Source organism: Cyclobacterium jeungdonense (assembly GCF_010994275.1).
Lineage (GTDB): Bacteria > Bacteroidota > Bacteroidia > Cytophagales > Cyclobacteriaceae > Cyclobacterium > Cyclobacterium jeungdonense.
In genome coordinates, this window is sequence record NZ_WMCD01000010.1 from 20,838 (window position 1) to 41,411 (window position 20,574).

Below are 20,574 nucleotides of genomic sequence, written 5' to 3' on the forward strand. Positions count from 1 at the left end.
GGAAAAAAAATCTCAAATTCTAAAAATATTTCTATTATATTGCCAATCTATTTCTAAAGTCTGTAAACAACCCGGCTAAATGAAAAGTGGAAAAAAAAATCAAAAAAATATTTTTTCTAAGAGGTTGTTTTGAATAAAATAATTGCAGGAAGATCTTGAGTCATTTTCTATCCTTTCAAAAAGACACCGAGAGGTAGTGAAACTTTAGTGCTTCTATAAAACTATTTCAATATTTTTTTAGCTTTAAGAGCTCTATTCAGTAATAATTTTTCAGCCCCCGGCTCACAGGGATTGCAGGACGCATTTCGGGATTTATTCGAATATGAGAATCGGGCTATGTACCCGCTTCCATCAGCTTTGGAACGAACTTATCTGGCGGTATTATTCCAGGGAGCTATTCCCCTCTGCGTAAAACTTCATACCCTTTTAATAACGCAAAAAAATAAGATGACATCCTTTAAAACTGCAATACCGGTAGCTGCGACCGCAAGGGCAACGGAGAAGACATGGTGGGATGCATGGGCACCAAATAAGCGCCACCCTCTACGCGGCTTTTGGATGGTGGCGGCCAGCCCTTCAATGTGGTATAAAATCTGTCCTCGGCAGAGGAGTAGCCGAGCTGATTTTAGCCCGATTATTCCTTACAAACCTTGCAGAAACTCCTGAAATTCCTGATTATCAAAATTACTCATCCCTTCCTGGTAAAACACGATTTCTCCTTCAGGATTCACTACCAGGGTAGTAGGTATGGCCTGGCTTTGCAGGGAAGGATTCAGCCCATATGCAGCATGTACAATAGGAAAAGAAAAACCCTTATCCTCTACAAAATCCATGCTTTTTCGGAAATCATCATCCAACGCAATCATCAAAAACTCAATGGAATCGTCATTTTGAACCTTGTCGTACAAACTGGAAATGTGGGGCATTTCAGCCCGACAGGGAGGACACCAGGTGGCCCAAAGGTTGATAAATAGGGTTTTACCCCGATACTGGGAAAGCCCTACCCGATCTCCATCTGTATCCAAAAATTGGCCACTAAAGTCAAACGTTTCCTTTGTTTTATCTTCCAAAAGTACCTTTGGCCTGATCAGCCCAGTAGATAATACCAGGGATTGAACGCCTCCAATGATGGGTGTCATCAATCCGGTAAAATACAGGAAAGCAAAGACCCCCAACATAATCCCCCAACTTTTGATTTCTTTTTTCCAATTCATAAATTCTAATTTTGTACAAAGCTACAGGTTTATGTGAAAGAGTACTGTGACTTTTTATACCTAATATCTTCAAAACGAAGATATTAATATAAGTTATTACTTTAACAGAAAGCGATGTAACATCCGAAATGACTGATTAAAACACCTATTACTGACTATCAATTATACAAAAAAATAGTCGACTAAAGTAGGGGTCAGGGGTTTTGATAACCCTGCACTCCCTACGATCTAATTTTCCGCCCATAACGGATACCTTACAGTGCCGCTCCTTAATCGAGCAGGTCAAAATTAGCAGTACTCGAATGTTTTTAATGTTATTAGAGATATTTATCGGGAAAAGCGAAAGCGCTGCCCTTCGGGTGTCCGGCCCTGCCCATTACCGTAACCAAGGAGAAGATAAGTTATTTTTACGAGCCTATCGCCGAATCATTTTCTGTTCTGGGTACGGATCTCCTACTTCCAATAATGTTTAAGAGATACTGATAGCCAATGGTACCAAACTTTAATCCTTTGGACGGTTGAGCTTTTTGAACTATATTTAATATTCTAAGCACCCTTATCGGCTTTTGCATTGCTCTTGCTTAACGGTAAACAACAAGTTGGTTTAACTAACGAACTGACCGTAGACATACAGGAATTCGGCTACGAAACTCCAGATACTCCATGGCCAGATTCGTTGTGCTTCATGCTAAAAACTCGCGATCAATCATAAAAATGAAATTAGAGGAATTTGGTTATAATGATAAACTTGAAAAGTTCAGGATTGAGAATAACCTGAATGACTTTCAGATTGGAAGGGTCGTTTCCGAGCATAAAGAAAGGTATGTTGTAAAAACAGAAAAAGGAGATATCGACGCTGAAATAACAGGGAACTTACGTTTTTCATCAAATCATCGAGAAGATTTTCCCGCAGTTGGAGATTGGGTTGCACTGACCATTTATGATTCAGGTTTTTCCCTAATACAGAAAGTATTTCCAAGATACTCAATTATTTCAAGAAGGAATGTGGGTAGATATGGAGAGAAGCAGATAATTGCAACAAATATTGATTATGCGTTATTGGTGCAAGCTGTTGATAGGGACTTTAATATAAACAGACTAGAAAGATACCTGGCTATTTGTAGTTCATCAAAGGTTAGTCCAATTATAGTACTAACAAAGATTGATTTAATAAATGAGCATCGAATCTCTGAGATAGGGAACAAACTAAACGCTCGGATTAAAGCTATTCCGATTATTGCAATAAGTAATAAAACACAAGAAGGATACGAAAAAATAAAAATGAATATTGAGAAAGGAAAAACCTACTGTATGCTAGGCTCTTCAGGCGTAGGAAAATCCACTCTATTGAATAACCTTTCTGGCAAACCCCTAATGCAAACAGATACAATAAGCAGGAATACAAATAAGGGGAGACATATTACCAGTCACAGGCAGTTATTTATTCTTGAAAATGGTGGAATACTTATTGATAATCCTGGGATGAGAGAAGTTGGTATTGCCGATTCAACTACCGGATTAGAAATCACTTTTGATATGATTACCAAACTTTCTCAAGATTGCAAGTTTAAAGACTGCACTCACACAAATGAGATTGGTTGTTCAATACTAGAAGCCATTGAAAAAGGAGAAATAGATCGAGCTTCCTACGAAAATTACCTGAAATTGGAGAAAGAGAATGCCCATTTTGACTCTACCATTGCTGAAAAACGAAAAAAAGACAAGAAGTTTGGGAAAAGCCTAAAGAACTATAAAAAAGACATGAACCATAAAAAAAACTAGCTACCTGGTCTAATTATTTTCAAGGTATAGTGAATATACGCCTTTCGCCAAGTACCCAATGAAGGCGCTCTTTGTTGGGAGGTGCTTCCAATTCCGCAACTAACCATCTATTAAATCGTTCGGACACCAGCCAGTGGAAATTAACAAAGGTTTTTCAATTATTTAATCCTTGGTTTTAAATACTGAAAAAGTGCAATTTACAATGAATCAATTTATCCAGCAATGGGGTAATGCTGCGCATACCAGTTTAGGTTTTTTCTGGATGGCCTTGTGGGCATTTATTTTGGGCTATATTATCAGTTCCCTAATTCAAATTTTTATTACGGAAAAGCGAATGCAAAAAACCATGGGCGATGAAGGAAGCAAGAGCGTCCTTCTCGGTACCTTCTTTGGTTTTATAAGTAGCTCTTGTAGTTTTTCAGCTCTAGCCACCTCAAAATCCTTGTTTCAAAAAGGAGCCAGTTTTGTTTCATCCGTTGCATTTTTGCTGGCGTCCACCAACCTGGTCATTGAACTCGGAATCATTATTTCCATTTTTCTCGGTTGGCAGTTTGTGGTGGGCGAATACATTGGGGGTGTTTTGCTCATTCTATTCAGTTGGCTTCTGATCCGGCTTATCAATCCAAAAAAAATGATAGAAAAAGCGCGTAAACGGCTGGATAACTCTAAAGAGGAAGAACATAAAGAAGAGGCGGCCATGGTAACTAAAATTAAATCCCCAGAGAAATGGGCTAAGGTTGGGAAACAATACGCCATGGAATGGAAAATGGTATGGAAAGATGTAACGTTAGGATTTACCATCGCAGGGATCGTTGCCGCCTTTATACCCGATTCTTTCTTTCAAACACTCTTCATTAACTCCGGTGAAGGCCAGGAATCATTCGGCTTTTTTACCCTACTCGAGCATGTAGTGGTGGGGCCGGTAGCCGCTTTTCTAACTTTTATTGGCTCTATGGGAAATATTCCTCTTGCAGCCCTGCTATTTGATAAGGGAGTAAGTTTTGCAGGTGTCATGGCGTTCATTTTTAGCGATCTGGTAGTATTCCCCGTTCTCCGCATCAATGCGAAGTATTATGGCTGGAAGATGTCTCTTTTTATCCTGTTTCTATTGTTTACCTCTCTAATTGCCGCTTCCCTATTGTTGCATTATAGTTTTGATCTTTTTGGCCTGATCCCTGAATCTTCGGCAAAAAGTATCACAGAAAAAGAGCATTTTACAATCGATTATACCTTCTTTCTGAATGCGGTTTTTTTGGCCCTTTCCGGAATATTGATTTACCTCGGTTTTTTCAAAGGAAAAGAGGTAATGCATCATAAAGAAATGGCTCCAAAAAGCCCACTTCTGGAAAAAATATTAACGTGGATCGCATTGACCTGCTACGTTTGGTTAGCTATAGGAATCGTATTGAAATACTTGACGGTATAAAAATAACCTACTTTACCTAAAACAAGAAGTTATTGAAGTAATAAAACACCCAAATCGTATAATAGGCCCTGAAGCATAAATTCCCTATCTTTTTTTGGAAGTTTTTATCGTAAACTTTCTTCAGTTCCTTAAAGGGAAAGAAAAAATAATAAATTTGATGGTAAACAACTCCTGCACATGAAACCACGAGTTAAGGTCCTTTCCGGGAAAATGGTGAAATGCTTTCTTCTGGCTTTTTTTCTTTTCGCAGCCTGCCAAAAGAACGAGCAATTCATCCAATCGGATGTTTGCATCTATGGCAACTCCAGCGCTTCCATTCTGGCAGCTGTACAATTAAAAAAGCGTGGCAGGGAGGTGGTGATAGTAAGTCCGGATAAATACGTAGGCGGCATGACTATTGAGGGCCTGGGTGGGTCGGATATAAATAATCATGCGGGGTTCAAAAACGATTCTGTGATCGGGGGCCTTACCCTGGAATTTTACAAAGAAGTGGCCGGGCATTATGGAATAGCAAACTTTGATTCGGCAAGAGGCGATCGCCAAACCTGGCGCTTTGAACCCCACGTGGCCAAAGCGATCTTTGACCGTTGGCTGGAAGCTTACAATATTCCGGTTTACATGGAATCTGGTTTGCGGCTTGATTTTGATGCCGTAAAGAAAGAAAACAAGCAGATTATCTCTTTTGAAACGGTTAATGGAAAAACCTTTCGTGCATCTCTCTTTATTGACGCTTCTTACGAAGGCGACCTGCTGCATTATGCCGGCATTTCCACCATCGTAGGCAGGGAACCTAATAGCCTTTATGGGGAAACAAAAAATGGCATCCGTACAACCAACACCTACCGGAACTTTGAAGTGGCAGTAAATCCCTATGTGGAGCCCGGAAATCCGGAAAGCGGATTGATTCACACCATACAAGACGAAATACTAGGTGAAGCCGGCACAGGGGATCACCGTATACAAGCCTATTGCTTTCGGGCCTGCCTGACCAAGGACCCCTCCAATCGGGTTCCCTTTGTGAAACCGGGAAATTACAAAAGGGATTGGTACGAAATCTACTTGCGTTACCTGGATGCAGGTGGTGAGTTGTACAAACCGTCTTATTCCATTCCCAATAACAAAACCGATCTGGGCGCCTGGCACGACCTTTCGCACAACCTCTACGGAATGAACCACGAATACCCGGAAGGGGGTTACCAGAAACGGCAGGAGATTTACCAATACCACCTGGACTTTACCCGTGGCCTCTTCTGGTTTTTGGCCAACGATCCAGAGGTGCCAGAAAACGTCCGCCAGGAATGGGGCCAATGGGGCACGACGAAAGACGAGTTTACCGATAATGAGGGATGGCCCCGAATGCTCTATATTCGGGACGGAAGAAGAATGCAGTCGGACTATGTGATTACAGAACATCATACCCGAAACGACACCTCCATCCACATCGAAGATCCGGTAGCCATTGCCTTCTGGCCGCCGGATGTGCATCATGTGCGACGCATCGTTCGTGATGGGAAAGCCTATAACGAAGGCTTTGTATTTGGAGGGGATAATTGGAAACCTTTCCAGATTCCCTATAGAAGCCTGGTCCCCCGGGAGTCTGAATGTACCAATTTGCTAACCCCAACCTGCCTGTCCGCCAGCCATATCGCTTATGGAGCCATCCGGCTGGAATGGACTTTTATGCTGCTTGGGGAAGCCGCCGGCATCGCTGCTGACTTGTGCCTTGAAAAACAGTGCACCGTTCAAAACCTGCCATATACCGCTTTAAAAAATCGGTTAGTAGAAAAAAAGCAAATTATCGGAATTGGATTAGATTAAAGAAATAAAAGTTTCAAGCACAAAAATTAATGGAAAAAGCTGTCTTGTTGCATACCCAATTATCGAGGATTAAGCTAAGGATATTTACTTCACTTCCGCCAGGCAGGAAGCAAATGGCTTGTTTTTCCGATCCTAAGATTTTAATAATCAAGTCAAACCAAAAAGAAGACCACATGAAATCGAGCATGACGCAAGCGACCCACGGAGGGATGATTATCAATCATGCGAGATTCCATGTGACCACTGAGAAACAATTATAAACACATGAAAAGTATCCCGCTTCTCTTAGCTTTACTCATTCTTCCCTTTTTCGCCAAGGGGCAGGAACTCCCGCTTCTAAAGATTTCCCCCGATAATCGGTACCTGGTAACTGAGGACAACCAACCGTTTTTTTGGTTGGGAGACACGGCCTGGGAATTGATCCACCGCCTGGACAAAGCGGAAATTGATCGGTACCTGCAGGACCGGGCCGACAAGGGATTTACCCTAATCCAAACTGTTATCCTGGCCGAACTGGATGGGTTGAATACACCAAACGCCCAGGGGGATACCCCATTAATTGACAACAATCCCGAAAAGCTGAATGAAGCCTACTTTGAATTGGTGGATTACGTGGTGGAAAGGGCCGCTGAACTGGGCCTGTACGTGGGGTTACTGCCTACCTGGGGAGATAAATTTAACAAAAAATGGGGTGTTGGTCCGGAAATATTTACCCCGGAAAATGCAGAAACCTACGGAAAATTACTGGCCAAGCGGTACCAGTCCCATACAAACCTGATCTGGGTTCTCGGCGGGGACCGGCCCATCGAAAATGAAACGCATTACGAAATCATTCGCGCCATGGCCAGTGGCATCCGGACTTTTGACGAGCAAAAATTACTAACCTTTCATCCCGTTGGAGGCAAAAAGGCAACTGATTTTTTTAGTGAGGATACCTGGCTGGACCTGGACATGTTTCAAAGTGGCCATAGCCGCCTGGCAAAAGATTACCAATTCGTGCTGGATGCCCGAAATGCATCCGCCAACCGGCCGGTCATTAACGGTGAGCCCCGCTACGAAAATATCCGGGACCGGTTCTGGGAAAACAGTGATTACGGATGGCTGGACGATGCCGATGCCCGGATCGCGGGCTATTGGAGCATGCTTTCGGGAGCCGCGGGCTATACCTATGGCTGCAACGATATCTGGCAAATGTATGACAGCAATCGGGACCCTGTTATCAACGCCCGTACCGGTTGGCAGGTTGCCCTGGACCTGCCTGGTTCCTCCCAAATGGGTTACCTTAAAAAAATCCTTTCGGCCCTGCCCTGGCAGCAGTTGCAAATGGATCAAAGCCTGATTCTAGGAAACAATCCGGAAGATGAATCCTACATGCTGGCCTCCAGAACGGAGATGAGCGACCTGATACTAGTCTACACTCCTACCGGCTCACCGATAACCGTTGACTTAACCCGCCTAAATACGAAAACGGCTGAAGCTTATTGGTTTAATCCCAGAAACGGTAAGGTCCGGACAATTGGAGACGTTGAAACAAATGCATCCCGGACATTTACCCCCTGGGCCAATGGTTGGGGAAGTGATTTTCTCTTGTTACTTGTGGACAAAAATGCCAGTTACAATTTTTCGGATTTCATGGATTAGGGAGGTAGGAACTCAAAGGGACTAATCGACGAAAAGAACCTGATAAAGAGGTAATTAGGGGGACTTGTTTGAAGATAGGTTAATAGAGATTGCTCTGTTCCTGAAATTCGCCTATGCTTTTTCTATTTTATTGTCACCTAGAACACTAAAGAAGCACAAAGATCCCAAGTTTTCCCTAGTTCCTTCATCTTCCAGCCCCTAAGTCTCCACCTCTCCCAGTCAAAATAATTACCGACGATCAGGTTAATTGTGGAATTTATCTATTTTTTACTGGAGGATTGACCGATATCGCTTAAATTGGTTCAATAATTAATTGTTTGAACCCTTTCAGATATCCCATGATAGCTCCCCCACGGTGTTTTTCCCTTACGCTGGCTTTTTTGCTAACAATCACCTATTATTCATCATTATCGCATGCTCAACCGACGCCGAATCCTCCGGTGGACCCCTATGGTCCTGTATTGCTTTCCGAAAACGGAAGCTGGTGCTGGTTTCAGGATGAACGTGCCCTGCTGATCGGAGACAAAGTATGGTTTACCGGTGTTACTTCAGAGGGACATAATACGGTAAGCGAATGGAACTTAAACAATCACCAAACCATTAGCCAGGTTTTAACCGAGGGCACCCTTCCTGCAGACGACCACAACGTGGGGGCACTGATGCTACGGCCGGATGGAAAAATCCTGACCGTCTATGCCGGTCACAGCATCGATAGTCTGGTGCGGTACCGAAGCACCCGAGAGCCCTTTGACATCCGTTCCTGGGAAGAAGAGTCCACATTTCATCACCAGGGTCGCGTCTGCTATGCCAACCTCTATCACTTGGAAGAGGAAGGAAAAACCTATAATTTTTTCCGGGGCAATGAAAACAACCCCCATTACCTGGTCTCCAAAGATCATGGCGAAAGCTGGGAATCCGGAGGCAGACTGTTCCAGTTTGAGGGTAGGTCATACCTGAAATACGTTTCGGATGGGAAAAGCCGGATTCACTTTATAACCACCGACGGCCATCCCCGGCATTTTAATAACAATATTTATCATGGCTACCTTGAGAATGGTCGGGCATACCGTTCCGACGGAACGCTCGTAGGTCCATTGAGTACAGGCGAAACCAGTAATTTGAAGCCGTCCGATTTTACGCTGGTCTATGATGGGGACCTGCAAACCCGCACGGATGTGGCATGGACCAGCGATATACAGTTAGACGAGGAAGGAATGCCGTATTTTGCCTTTTCTGTAACCAAAGACCCAATTAGCAGGGGCGAAACAGTGAACACTTCCCTGGGAGGTTTTGATCACCGCTACCATGATGCCCGATGGGACGGCAAAAACTGGATTTCGGAGGAAATGGCTTATGCCGGTAGCAGGCTTTATCCCGGGGAAAATGAATACACCGGATTGATCAGCCTTCATCCCAGCAATAAAAACATTCTCTATTTTTCGGCTGACGTCCATCCTCATACAGGGCAGCCACTGCTGGTAAACGGTGAACGAAGGTATGAAATCTTCCGGGCAGAACGGCAGGCGGAAGACAGTCCCTGGTATTTCAGCCCGGTGACCTTCGGATCGGCTGAGGACAACATTCGTCCAATAGTCCTCGCAGATGCCAACCGGGAGGTTGTCCTTTGGCTTTCGGGAAGGTACAGTACTTACAGAGACTACCAGTTAAAAGTATATGGCAAAATACTGCCCAAACAGGAAGAAAACAGCATCGGGCAAGGTAAAAAAATTACCTTTCTGATTAGTAAGGATCCGGATAATTACGAAGCGGATCTTACGGTTCCTTACTTTGCGATGAAACTTGCTAAAGAAAATGGTTACCAAACGCAGGTCATTCTGGGGGAAGGAGAAAGGACCGCCTTTCACTTACCTGATCTGGAAAATAGCAGGAATAGTGATCTGCTGGTGTTTTTTCTTCGAAGGGTAGCCCTTTCTACGGATCAGATGGACTTGATAAAAAATCATCTTCGGGAAGGAAAACCGGTAATCGGTATCCGAACTGCCAACCATGCCTTTTCAGTACGAGAGGAAATTCCTTCCGGGTACGAGGATTGGTGGGACTTTGTGCCGGAGGTTTTGGGCCATGAAAACAAGGGATACGGGCCAGCCACCGAAAAAACCAACATTCAATTTGTGAAAAAGCCAGGCAAGGGTCTTTTAACAGGGATGGATCGGCAAACCTGGAAGAGCGATGGCAACTTATATTTGATTGGCAATAGCCTGGACCCGAAGGCCAGGGAGTTATTACGTGGCCACTCATCCGGACAGGTCAACCCAATTGCTTTCAGGCGAAAGGCAGGAAAGAGCAAGGTTTTTTACACCTCGTTGGGTTATCCCACCGACTTTACCCATCCCTTTTTCCTGCAACTAATGAAAAATGCCATACAATGGACATTGAAATAAAAGGTCATGAAATCAAAAACGGTATCCGCACATGAAATCGAACATGACGTAAGCGACCCACGGAGGGATGATTATAAAGCATGGGAGATTCTCCCGATTCAGGATCGGGACAGGCTATCTGACCAATAAAAAAAATTATAAACAGATGAAAAACGATCGAATAAAAATCCCCATTTTCTCCCCTTTGCCTATCCTCATTTTGTTGCTGGTAATGTTGGTGGGTCTTCCGCTATACGGGCAAAATAATATGGTTTGGAAAACCGGGACAGATAAATTCAAAATCACGCCACAAACTCCCCTTTGGATGGCTGGGTACGGTCATCGTGATCATCCAGCGCAGGGAAAATACAGCGAACTTTGGGTCAAGGTAATTGCTTTTGAGGACCAACAGGGAAACACCGCTGTCCTGCTAACTTCGGATTTACTGGGGCTTCCAGGCAAAATGTCTGAAAAAATCCGTACCGCGATTTACCAACAATACGGGCTAACCAAATCGCAGGTGATCCTCAACAGTTCCCATACTCACTCCGGGCCGGTTCTGGAGGCTGCACTTTACGATATCTATCCGCTGGATGAGCAACAGCAGCAGCGTATTTCGGAATACAGCCGCCAACTGGAGCAGGACATCGTGGAAAGCGTGGGCAGGGCATTGGAAAACAGGGCACCTTCCAGAGTATATGCTGCAAACGGAACGGCTCGTTTTCAGGTCAACCGACGAAATAATAAAGAGAGTGAAATTCACCTGCTCACCGAATTAAAGGGTCCCATTGACCATGCGGTTCCAGTAATCAAGGTTACTGATTTACAAGACCGGATAACGGCCGTTCTTTTCGGATATGCCTGCCATCCTACCGTGCTAAGCCAGTACTCCTGGTCTGCTGATTATCCGGGATACGCGCAGGAAACCCTTGAAGAAAATCATCCGGGTGCCATGGCCCTCTTTTTTCAAGGAGCTGCCGGAGATCAAAACCCACTTCCCCGACGAACAGTCCCCCTGGCCAGGCAGTACGGAAAAGAATTAGCCGCAGCAGTAGAAAGGGTATTGGAAGAAGACATGAAAACATTGGATCCCGAACTAAGCTATGCCTATGAGGAAATAGACCTGGCACTGAACCCTCCCATGAGCCGGGAAACCTTGGAAACAATGATTGCTGAAGAAAGTGGCTATATGAAGCGATGGGCCGAACGGATGCTTGAGGAACAAAAAAAAGGACTAAACCCGGATTCCTCCTACCCGTTTCCCATTCAGGTCTGGAAATTAGGTGAGCAGGTTCTTTTCTCGATGGGTGGGGAATCCACCATCGGATATGCCAACCGTCTGAAAGCCAAATATGGACCGGAGGTTTTCGTAATGGCGTATAGTAACGATGTGATGGGTTACATTCCCACTGAGATCATCCTGCAAGAAGGCGGTTATGAAGGCTATTCCTCTCAAATGGTTTATGGCCTGCACAACTCCTGGAAAGCCGGGCTGGAAGAGCAAATTCTCTCCACCTTTGACGCCCTGGCACGTCAACTAACTATTCCTGCAAATCCTTAATACAAACACCTTCAAGATCTAACATGGCTTTTATGAAATCGAGCATGACGAAAACGTCACACACTGGGATGATTATCAATCATGCGAGATTCTCCCGATTTATCATCGGGACAGGCTATCCCGACCTTCGGTGCGGGACAGGTTATGACCGCTGAAAAAAAAAATATAAACAGATGAAACTACACAAACACTTATTTCTGATTGGAACGGCTTGCTTTTGCTTTTTAATAAATTCCCAGCTGAAGGCACAGGGCAGCGATTACGAGGTACTATTTGACGGGAAGTCCATGGAAAAGTGGAGAGGAAAACAATCCGCTACTTTTCCGGAAAAAGGATGGAAGGTAGAAAATGGTTTGCTTTTCCTGGATAGCAAGGGAGGCGGGGATATCATCACGAGGGAAACATATGGTGACTTTGAACTGGTATTTGAATTTAACCTGACACCCTCTGCCAATAGCGGTATCAAATACTTTGTGGACACCCTGTACAAGGGCGATACGGAAAAAATGATGGTCAATGGTCCTGAATATCAAATCATTGATGATTACAACTACCCAGGCATTAAGGAGGATCCCAACGGGCTGAGTTCTACTGCCGCTGCGTATTTGTTATATCCCCCAAAAAATAAAACCCTGCATCCAGCGGGAGAATGGAATACGGGCAAAATTGTGGCCAAGGGAAAAAAAGTAACGCACTGGCTGAATGGTCAAAAGGTGGTCAGTTACCAGCGTGGAAGCAGGGATTTTCTGAAAAGGAAAGCATCCACTAAGTTTAAAGACGATACTGAATACGGGGAGTTGGAAAGCGGCCATATACTGCTAACAGACCATGGTGATAAAGTGTATTTCCGGAATATCAAAATTAAAGAATTATAAAACTGAATTTGCACTTCGTCTGATGTAAAGCAATCAATCGCTATACTATGCGCTTTTTTTCTCGCCGCGAGCGCGGAGAATGCGCAGCGGACGCGGCGGGTGCTTTCCTATGTTTATAATTGTCTTTAAGCGGCCATATGGAATCTCGCATAGTTGATAATCTTCCCGGTGTGTGACCGGTAGGTCGTGCTCGATTTCATCTGTTCACAGGGACATTCTCTCCTATTCAGCTAATCGTAAGAACGACTTCCTCTGGATTGCATCGCGCTGCGGTCTCCGCGACATCGCTGCAACCGCTGCGTGAAACCCCTTACAGAAATCTTGTCTATTTATACTCTTCCAGCATCAACTCAAGCCTATCCTCCATGTGACGGTTGATTTTCGAATCTTGGGTCAATTCCCAATAGCTTTGATCCTTTAAAACCAAAACCTGAGTCGCGACGATCCAGCTTTGCGTCCAACCCGTCAGGGTGCCCCAAGCTCCCCAGCCCACATCCGCATTGGAGGCCCAGAATTCCCATCGTTCGAAGTCAAAAGCCCGGAACCAGGCACCGTCAATGTCTTCAAACCGATCGCTTTTTACTTGAATCCTTGTCAAAAAATCGGACAATTTCAGCAAAGCTGCCTCATATTCCGGATTGCCCGTGGCGTGGGCTGCCTCATTCAAACTAAAAAAAGCGAAATTACTGGTATACAACATGTCAGCAATAGGGTCACCATTTTCAAAAATAAGTGGAGCCTCGTGTAAGCCATACTCCTGATTGGAGCGGGTACGGCCATACCTTCCTTTATCGTTGCCTCCCAATTCTTCCCGGATAGCCCCGCTTTCCATCTGGTTTTCCAATAACTTACTTACGATCCGGTCCAGCCAGGCACGGTGTTCGGCGGTATCTTCCACCCGAACCAGCCAGGCCAGGGGCAAAATCATCCGGGCTCTTTCCTGTTGAATGCCATTGGTCCACAACCATTCCTCAGGATAGGCCTCCATCGTAATTTTAATGGCACTTTTTGCCTTTTCCAAAAGCGGTTCGTAGCCGGTTTTGTCATAAAGCCACAGATAGAGTGCCCACATCCAGGATTCAAAATGAGGTGCTGGATTGACAAGATCCCTGTTCCAGTAATGCTTCCAGCCCAGGCGCTGCAAATCCTTATTTTCAATCCGGTTGATACGAAAACCTTGCTTACCCGTGGTTCTGAAATTGGCAAGAATGGCTTCGGCCATTTCCTGATTCCAGGTATCTTTTTCCATAAAGGCCATCGCACCCAAAATCCCCAGAATTGCGCGGGCATTATCGTCGCCGTAATAAACATGGGGGTGGGTATGAGACCAGCCTATCAGGCCGAAAGCGGCTGAATCGGGATGATTTCTGGGACCCTTCCTTAAATTTTCGTTAAAAATAAAGTTTACCAGGTTTTTGGACGTGGAGAAATGCTCCGGCTGATCCAGCAGGCTCCCAGCGGCAGCAAGGGCAAAAGCCCCTTCTCCTTGCACATCGGCTCTAATCCAATAGCGGTATTGCTGGCTGCCATCGAAATAAATATTGGAGGAATGTCCTTCCAGCAGGCCGTCGCTACCATCTCCAATGGGAAAATGCCTTGGAACCGGTGGACCAACGGGATTGGTACCATCTCCCTGGTAGCGTAGCCATCGGTCTTTCCAGTCGGGATGAATAAAAAATTTCCCTTTGGAAAACCAGTCCACACCGTTTTTCACACTATTTTCTTTATCCGCCCTGGTAAGTAGTGTACCCTGATCAAAGGCAGGCTCCAGGTAGCGGGGCCAGTTGGAAAAGGAAAACTCCTGCTTTCCGGTAAGCTGCGTTATCAGGTGCGCCCAAACCTTTTTCCAATGCTCTTGAGGCCCATACCGGCCTTTGGCAAAATCAGAAAGTTTTGTCAACGAAACAAAACCCGAACCTTTCGAAACTAACAATGGATGCACCGGCACCCCTTCCAATCCGTAGGGAGCAATATCTAACCCCGCCACCTTTGCCAAAACCAACAAGGGATCCGCGTTTTCCACAGGAATCACATGGCAATCATTGATACCCAAAATGCGCATGGCCGGAAGGCTTTCTCCAAAATGGTCGCCTGCCACCACCCCTCTTTCCAGGCGTGTTTGCATCACTTGCCCCTGACTTTTTAAACCCGGAATATCCTCTGGATACTCGAGGTAATAGCGAATGTGCTTATCGTTCATCACTTGAAAAAACTCCTCTGGCAACTGCACCCTGCTGCTAGGGTATTGGTCTGCCAACAAAAGCAGTGTGGCCTCGGGGGGAATCCCTTCCATAGCAGCTTCTGGGTCCGGGTAAAACTCCAGCTCAAAGCCCTCGCCTGAAAGCCAGCCAACCAGATCGGTATCGGGCGATCCTACCACATAAATGACTTGTCCAAAACTATAACTACCATTCAGAACCAAAAAAAACAGCAAAAGGAAGCAGGATTTACGCATAAGGAAAGGGATCTGTTTCTAATTAAAATCAACAGCCAATATACTGCATTAGCCCTGAATCTGAAACCAAAAAATGGGAGGAAAATTGAATTTTACTACTAAAATTTAGGAATTATAATGCATTGACCTGCAATTATTTAGCTCTCCAGCTGAAATAATCGCTAAGGAATAGTGAAAAAGAATAGAAATTCTTAAATTTAAAAAAACATTCTTTAAATCAATTAAAATGCATTTCAAATTCTTATTCGCATGGATTCTTCTTTTTTCTGGCGGAAATGCAACCTCCGCTTCGGATCTTGCTGTAAAAGATTCCATACTTAGGGAAAGTGCTCCCGAAGAGGGATCCTGGAGAATCATTAATAAGGGAGCTGGTGGAAATAATTCCCTGGATCTTCTGGCACGGCTGGACCGCGATGTATTGAGTGAAAACCCCGACATGGTTTTTATTTTGGCTGGCATGCACGACATGATCAACCTGCATAAATTTTTGGATTACGGCACCTTTCGAAAGTCTTACCAAAAAATCATCAACAAGCTTAAGGACGAGGGTATAGAAACGGTATTGATGAGTCTTACCCCAGTAGATACCAATGCCATTTCCGGTCGGTATGAATTATCTTTTTTTGATTCACCCCCTCTTACGCGAATTCAAAGGGCAAATGAAATCATCGCCGATCTTGCCAAAGTGAACGGACTTCCGATGATTGACCTATATCAGGAATTTGTTTCAAGAAAATCCCCCAACCCGGGGAAAAGCTCGCTTATCCGGAACTTGGCCAATTCCGGTAAAGCTGATGGGGTCCATCCGACCAGTGAAGGTAATAGAATCATCGCCGAACAAATTTTTAACTTTTTAGTGGCTAAGGGAAAGATAAGAGAAAAGAAAAGCATGGTTTTTTTCGGTGATAGCATCACCTTCGGCCAGGGGGTGAAAGGAAGTGGTACCAGTCAAGGGCAAACCTTTCCCGCCTATCTTAAAAAAATGGTCCAGTGGGATGAATTGGCACCCTATTTTTCCATTCCTTATGTATACGAAGAAGTAGAAGGGAATTTCAGCGACCCTTTTGTTTTCGATGACGGCCATGTGGTAACTGATCTGGCCGATTGGAAAGAACGACGAAAAGAAATCCTTCAAAAATGGCATGGAATGATGGGAAAATGGCCCGAAATGAATACGCAGCCAACTTTTGAAATTTTGGATACCAAGGAGAAAGAATACTTCGTCCAGAAAAAGATTCGTTTCGAATGGGTTCCCGGGCAATGGACTGAGGGATATTTACTACTGCCCTATGGAGCTAAAAACCGGCCGGCGGTGGTTACCGTCTATTACGAGCCGGAAACGGCTATCGGCGAGGGAAAACCCAACCGAGATTTTGCCCTTCAGCTGGCCAAAAGGGGATTTGTCACCCTTTCCCTCGGAACTACTGCTACGACGGAGAATCAAACCTATTCGATTTACTATCCGCATATAGACAGCGCTACCGTACAACCCCTCTCCATGCTGGCCTATGCAGCAGGCAACGCCTGGCACCTGCTTGCCTCCCTCCCCGAAGTTGACAAAGAAAAAATTGGAATCACAGGCCATTCCTACGGTGGTAAATGGGCAATGTTTGCTTCCTGCCTCTTCGAAAAATACGCCGCAGCTGCCTGGTCGGATCCTGGTATTGTATTTGATGAAACCAGAACGGATATTAACTACTGGGAGCCCTGGTACCTTGGCTACCATCCCAGACCCTGGAGAAACCGGGGCATTCCTACCGAGGAAAACCCTGCCAAAGGGCTGTATCCGGAGTTGGTAAAAAACGGCATGAACCTACACGAATTGCATGTACTCATGGCTCCAAGGCCTTTTTTGGTTTCAGGAGGCTCGGAAGACTCACAGGACCGTTGGGTTCCGCTGAATTATAGCTTGAGAGCAAACAATTTTTTTGGAGTAACAAACAGGGTTGGCATGAGTAACCGTCCGGACCATTCTCCCAATCCCGAATCCAATGAAATCATTTATTCTTTTTTCGAATACTACCTCGCTCCATGAGACTAGGTAAGAAACCGGTTTAGGTTTTTCCGAACAAATGCATCGTCATGCAACCAGGGATAATCGGCATAAATCCGGTCGATCTCCTCCCGTTGACCGGGAGACAATTGTTCTTCCTCACTCAGGCACCAGATGCCTGAGAGCAATCCCTGCCTTCGCAAAACTTCATGAATGCCGGAAATACAACCTTTAAATTGATTTTTGGGATCAAAAATGGCGGCATTGGCATCGGTAATCTGCACGCCTAACGAAAGGAGTTCACTTATTCCTTCTCCCTCATTTTCCAGGCATCTTTTTACTTCTTTGAGAAGGGATACAGCCTGGGAAGTCCATACGGCCCAATGCCCTAATAACCCACCAACTATTCTTTTGGTTACCTTTTGCCCGTTTACCAGAACCGTATAATCTGTCAATAAATCGGCTACGATATTATCGTCGTTTCCTGTATACAAGGCTATTTCGTCCGGCCTTCCGGAAGCGCATACCGCCCGCACCACGTCCAGTGTTTGGTACCGATTAAAAGGAGCCATTTTTATTGCCTTCACATTGGGAATCTGCGCAAAATCTTTCCAAAAGTCATAGCTTAATAACCTACCGCCAGCGGAAGGCTGCAGGTAAAATCCAAAGAGAGGAATTTCTTCTGCTACTTTTTCCGCTCGGGCGATTAAGTCCTTCTCTGACCAGTCGCCCAAACCTCCCGCACTTAGCAAACCCAAATCGTAGCCCAGGTCCCTCGCTAACGCTGCCTCTTCGAGGGCCTGTTGCGTGTTCCCCACGATTCCGGCCACTTTAATAAAGGGCTTATCAAGTTCCGCAGCCTTAACTTCTTCCATGGCCATTTCCAAAACTGGTTTGAAAAGGTCGTATTTCTTGTCGCGGATTTCAAACTGGGTACTATGTACGCCCACTGCCATACCGCCGGCACCGGAAGCCAGGTAATAACGTGTCAGAGCCCGTTGGTGTCTTTCGTCCAGCTTGCGGCGTTCGGTCAATGCCAATGGATGAGCAGGGATGACGGTGCCTTCCTGCAGTTGCTTTTCTATTAGGGAGTCTAACTGATGCATAAGAATCTAAAATTTTCCTTCTCTTTCCTGAAAATGAGTAGGTTTGTTTAACGTGGCACCATCTTGCCGTATCCAGGATGCGGTCATTTCGATCATCTCCAGTAGGGAAACGGAAGGGTAGCCAAACAAGCGGTGGCTAAGAGCGGCATTGCTTAGCAAGGCCATCGGCTCGGGTTCATGAATAAATTCCGGCGATTTGTTTAGCAGTTCACCAAATTTCTCTGCGACCTGGCGTATGCTTACGGTCTCCGGACCCGTTACATTAAGTAGCTTGGGGGGGCTGCTGACATGGAGTAGGGAACGAATAGCTATTTCATTGGCATCTCCCTGCCAAATCACATTCATGTGGCCACTTCTCAAATCAATGGGCTCTCCCATATGCACCATTTTTCCAATTTCCAGTAGGTTTCCATATCGCATATCAATGGCATAATTCAAGCGATAAATGAGCATGGGAATCCGATATTGATGGCTAAAGTATTCAAAAATCCGTTCCCTGCCTAAACAGGACTGCGCGTATTCTCCCAGGGGCTCGGGTGGGGTGCTTTCAGTAGCACCTCCCGAAGCGTAATGCACAAAGGGATATATATTTCCGCTTGAAAACACCACCATCCGCGATTCTTTAAATTTTTCTGAAACCCTGCCCGGCAGGTAGGTATTCATTGCCCAGGTGGTGTGGGCATCACCTGAAGTACCAAATTTTTTTCCAGCCAGGTAGATCACATTTTTTGCAAGTGGTAATGCCTGTAGCTCCTCGTCATTCAGGAGATCCGCGCTAATGCACTGAACACCCTCGTTTTCCAGTTCCTGTTTTATACTTTCATCTGAAAATCGGGATACGCCGATCACTTGTTTCGCGAGACCTGCCTCCTGAATTGCTCGTAACAGCAACCTGGCAAGACTGGGGCCCATTTTACCAGCCACCCCCAACAGTAGTATATCACCATCGATTTTTTGGATATCTTTCACCAATGCGGGAGAGGGCTTACTTAATTTTTCTTCAAGTTCTGCTATGGTTTTCATGAATTCATTGGTTCAGCTATTTCGGGTTTACTACCTTTTCGGCTGCAATTTTTAAACATTTTATCTCAAATGAAACATTTTTACTGAAAAAACAGGACGTAAGCATTGCTGACTGCCAATGTCAATAAAACCAGCAGACCTATTGCTCCTATTATGGTGGACCCCATCCCATTTTTTAAGTTGCCCATTATTTTTTCATCATTACCGATCAGATAGATGCCAAGGCCAATAAAAGGGACAGCAAAAATGGTAATCCCCTGGGCAAAAACGATCAATTCCAAAGGCAGGCGACCAAAAATCAGGGCTACAGCAGCCCCAATTACTATAACCAGGGTGATTAAAACTTTCACAGGAACACTATTCAGGTCCCTTCCCATTGATAGCGCATCTGCCAACAAGGTACCGCCAATGGTGGCATTACCCAAAAGTGATGAAAAAGAAGCACCAAACAACCCTACCATGAAAACCATAAAGGAAAACTTCCCATAAACGGGTTCCAGGGCCATACCCATATCTGCAGCGGAATTGACCCCGATGCCCTTAGGATACAGAATCGTCGCAGCACTTAACATGATCATCGAAGAAATTAACCCCAGTACCACTATACCCATAAAACTCTCCCGAAGGGCATCCCCTTTCTGTTCTCTTTCCCATCCTTTTTCCTGCACCAAATAAGCCTGGTAAAATGCTCCCGCAATGGAAAAACTGGAAGCGACCAATGCTATTACCAAAATGAAAGCCCCTTGCGGAATGGCAGGTATAAAACCAGAAACAATATTTTCAAAAGAAGGTGGTGCCAAAATAAGGGTAAAAAAGAATGAAACTACCATGATAGCCACCATCACAATCATCACTTTCTCAAGAATGCGGTAAAAAGATTTGAAAAAAAGCAGGGAAATAGCCAGAAAAGAAATGATCAAAATCCAAACCGCATTTGAACTGCCAAGGGATTCAGACAATGCCATTCCAGCACCTACTGTATTTCCGGCCTGAAAAGATGCCGTAACAAAGAAAATTCCCAATCCAGCAATCCAAGCAGCTAGATTTCCCCATTTTTGGCGGAATAAACTTATTAGTGAACTATCGGACGAAAGGCCAATTCGTGCCCCCATACCGGTAAATGTAATCATTAAAACAACGGCGATTCCAACAACCCAAAGCAATTGAAAACCATAAATGGCTCCCAGTTTGGAGGTAATGGTCAGGCTACCAGGACCAAATACCAGAGCTGCTGTGATCAGCCCCGGTCCCAAGGATTTCAACCACCGCATCAACATGGCATTAATGGGAAATGTAGCT

14 protein-coding genes are annotated in these 20,574 nt (G+C 45.0%); 9 read left to right on the forward strand and 5 right to left on the reverse strand.

Going from position 1 to position 20,574, the window contains the following annotated elements; all coding sequences use genetic code 11:
- Window positions 1-641: 641 nt before the first annotated feature.
- The gene (locus GKS34_RS17925) at window positions 642-1,214 is read right to left on the reverse strand and encodes a TlpA family protein disulfide reductase (protein WP_163386362.1); all 573 of its coding nucleotides are present in this window, start codon (window positions 1,212-1,214) and stop codon (window positions 642-644) included.
- A 714-nt stretch (window positions 1,215-1,928) separates the two neighbouring features.
- Between GKS34_RS17925 and rsgA the strand changes: the two genes are divergently transcribed.
- The 8 genes from rsgA (at window position 1,929) to GKS34_RS17960 (ending at window position 12,698) form a co-directional block, all read left to right on the forward strand.
- The gene (gene rsgA / locus GKS34_RS17930) at window positions 1,929-2,996 is read left to right on the forward strand and encodes a ribosome small subunit-dependent GTPase A (RefSeq protein ID WP_163386363.1); all 1,068 of its coding nucleotides are present in this window, start codon (window positions 1,929-1,931) and stop codon (window positions 2,994-2,996) included.
- A 202-nt stretch (window positions 2,997-3,198) separates the two neighbouring features.
- Window positions 3,199-4,422 carry a permease gene (locus tag GKS34_RS17935; RefSeq protein ID WP_163386364.1) on the forward strand — a complete coding sequence of 408 codons (1,224 nt, stop codon included), beginning with the start codon at window positions 3,199-3,201 and terminating at the stop codon, window positions 4,420-4,422.
- Window positions 4,423-4,599: 177 nt separating this feature from the next.
- Complete coding sequence (locus GKS34_RS17940) at window positions 4,600-6,240, forward strand: FAD-dependent oxidoreductase (RefSeq protein WP_163386365.1); 1,641 nt, start codon at window positions 4,600-4,602, stop codon at window positions 6,238-6,240.
- Between the two features lie 264 nt (window positions 6,241-6,504).
- Window positions 6,505-7,881, forward strand: a complete 1,377-nt coding sequence (locus GKS34_RS17945; protein ID WP_163386366.1) for a glycoside hydrolase family 140 protein — start codon at window positions 6,505-6,507, stop codon at window positions 7,879-7,881.
- 338 nt (window positions 7,882-8,219) lie between these two features.
- Window positions 8,220-10,283: a BNR-4 repeat-containing protein gene (locus GKS34_RS17950; RefSeq protein ID WP_163386367.1), complete on the forward strand. Its 2,064-nt coding sequence runs from the start codon at window positions 8,220-8,222 to the stop codon at window positions 10,281-10,283.
- A gap of 6 nt (window positions 10,284-10,289) precedes the next feature.
- On the forward strand, window positions 10,290-10,412 hold the full coding sequence (locus tag GKS34_RS23630; protein ID WP_262888589.1) for a hypothetical protein: 123 nt from the start codon (window positions 10,290-10,292) through the stop codon (window positions 10,410-10,412).
- A 16-nt stretch (window positions 10,413-10,428) separates the two neighbouring features.
- On the forward strand, window positions 10,429-11,823 hold the full coding sequence (locus GKS34_RS17955; RefSeq protein WP_163386368.1) for a neutral/alkaline non-lysosomal ceramidase N-terminal domain-containing protein: 1,395 nt from the start codon (window positions 10,429-10,431) through the stop codon (window positions 11,821-11,823).
- A gap of 173 nt (window positions 11,824-11,996) precedes the next feature.
- Window positions 11,997-12,698 (forward strand): 3-keto-disaccharide hydrolase, encoded by a 702-nt coding sequence (locus tag GKS34_RS17960; protein ID WP_163386369.1) that lies wholly within the window; start codon window positions 11,997-11,999, stop codon window positions 12,696-12,698.
- 325 nt (window positions 12,699-13,023) lie between these two features.
- Here the strand turns inward: GKS34_RS17960 and GKS34_RS17965 are convergent, their stop codons facing one another.
- Window positions 13,024-15,153 (reverse strand): hypothetical protein, encoded by a 2,130-nt coding sequence (locus GKS34_RS17965; protein WP_163386370.1) that lies wholly within the window; start codon window positions 15,151-15,153, stop codon window positions 13,024-13,026.
- Window positions 15,154-15,379: 226 nt separating this feature from the next.
- Between GKS34_RS17965 and GKS34_RS17970 the strand changes: the two genes are divergently transcribed.
- Window positions 15,380-17,188 carry a GDSL-type esterase/lipase family protein gene (locus GKS34_RS17970; protein ID WP_163386371.1) on the forward strand — a complete coding sequence of 603 codons (1,809 nt, stop codon included), beginning with the start codon at window positions 15,380-15,382 and terminating at the stop codon, window positions 17,186-17,188.
- A 2-nt stretch (window positions 17,189-17,190) separates the two neighbouring features.
- Here the strand turns inward: GKS34_RS17970 and GKS34_RS17975 are convergent, their stop codons facing one another.
- From GKS34_RS17975 to GKS34_RS17985, 3 genes are all read right to left on the reverse strand, one after another.
- Window positions 17,191-18,252 (reverse strand): dihydrodipicolinate synthase family protein, encoded by a 1,062-nt coding sequence (locus GKS34_RS17975; RefSeq protein WP_163386372.1) that lies wholly within the window; start codon window positions 18,250-18,252, stop codon window positions 17,191-17,193.
- A gap of 6 nt (window positions 18,253-18,258) precedes the next feature.
- Window positions 18,259-19,275 (reverse strand): NAD-dependent epimerase/dehydratase family protein, encoded by a 1,017-nt coding sequence (locus GKS34_RS17980; protein ID WP_163386373.1) that lies wholly within the window; start codon window positions 19,273-19,275, stop codon window positions 18,259-18,261.
- A gap of 80 nt (window positions 19,276-19,355) precedes the next feature.
- Window positions 19,356-20,546: an Nramp family divalent metal transporter gene (locus GKS34_RS17985; protein WP_240459358.1), complete on the reverse strand. Its 1,191-nt coding sequence runs from the start codon at window positions 20,544-20,546 to the stop codon at window positions 19,356-19,358.
- Between the last annotated feature and the right edge of the window lie 28 nt (window positions 20,547-20,574).

Bases quoted from the DNA above. Each gene is read 5' to 3' on its own strand.
- GKS34_RS17925 (WP_163386362.1), bottom strand. From the start codon at position 1,214: ATGAATTGGAAAAAAGAAATCAAAAGTTGGGGGATTATGTTGGGGGTC.
- rsgA (WP_163386363.1), top strand. From the start codon at position 1,929: ATGAAATTAGAGGAATTTGGTTATAATGATAAACTTGAAAAGTTCAGG.
- GKS34_RS17935 (WP_163386364.1), top strand. From the start codon at position 3,199: ATGAATCAATTTATCCAGCAATGGGGTAATGCTGCGCATACCAGTTTA.
- GKS34_RS17940 (WP_163386365.1), top strand. From the start codon at position 4,600: ATGAAACCACGAGTTAAGGTCCTTTCCGGGAAAATGGTGAAATGCTTT.
- GKS34_RS17945 (WP_163386366.1), top strand. From the start codon at position 6,505: ATGAAAAGTATCCCGCTTCTCTTAGCTTTACTCATTCTTCCCTTTTTC.
- GKS34_RS17950 (WP_163386367.1), top strand. From the start codon at position 8,220: ATGATAGCTCCCCCACGGTGTTTTTCCCTTACGCTGGCTTTTTTGCTA.
- GKS34_RS23630 (WP_262888589.1), top strand. From the start codon at position 10,290: ATGAAATCAAAAACGGTATCCGCACATGAAATCGAACATGACGTAAGC.
- GKS34_RS17955 (WP_163386368.1), top strand. From the start codon at position 10,429: ATGAAAAACGATCGAATAAAAATCCCCATTTTCTCCCCTTTGCCTATC.
- GKS34_RS17960 (WP_163386369.1), top strand. From the start codon at position 11,997: ATGAAACTACACAAACACTTATTTCTGATTGGAACGGCTTGCTTTTGC.
- GKS34_RS17965 (WP_163386370.1), bottom strand. From the start codon at position 15,153: ATGCGTAAATCCTGCTTCCTTTTGCTGTTTTTTTTGGTTCTGAATGGT.
- GKS34_RS17970 (WP_163386371.1), top strand. From the start codon at position 15,380: ATGCATTTCAAATTCTTATTCGCATGGATTCTTCTTTTTTCTGGCGGA.
- GKS34_RS17975 (WP_163386372.1), bottom strand. From the start codon at position 18,252: ATGCATCAGTTAGACTCCCTAATAGAAAAGCAACTGCAGGAAGGCACC.
- GKS34_RS17980 (WP_163386373.1), bottom strand. From the start codon at position 19,275: ATGAAAACCATAGCAGAACTTGAAGAAAAATTAAGTAAGCCCTCTCCC.
- GKS34_RS17985 (WP_240459358.1), bottom strand. From the start codon at position 20,546: ATGCGGTGGTTGAAATCCTTGGGACCGGGGCTGATCACAGCAGCTCTG.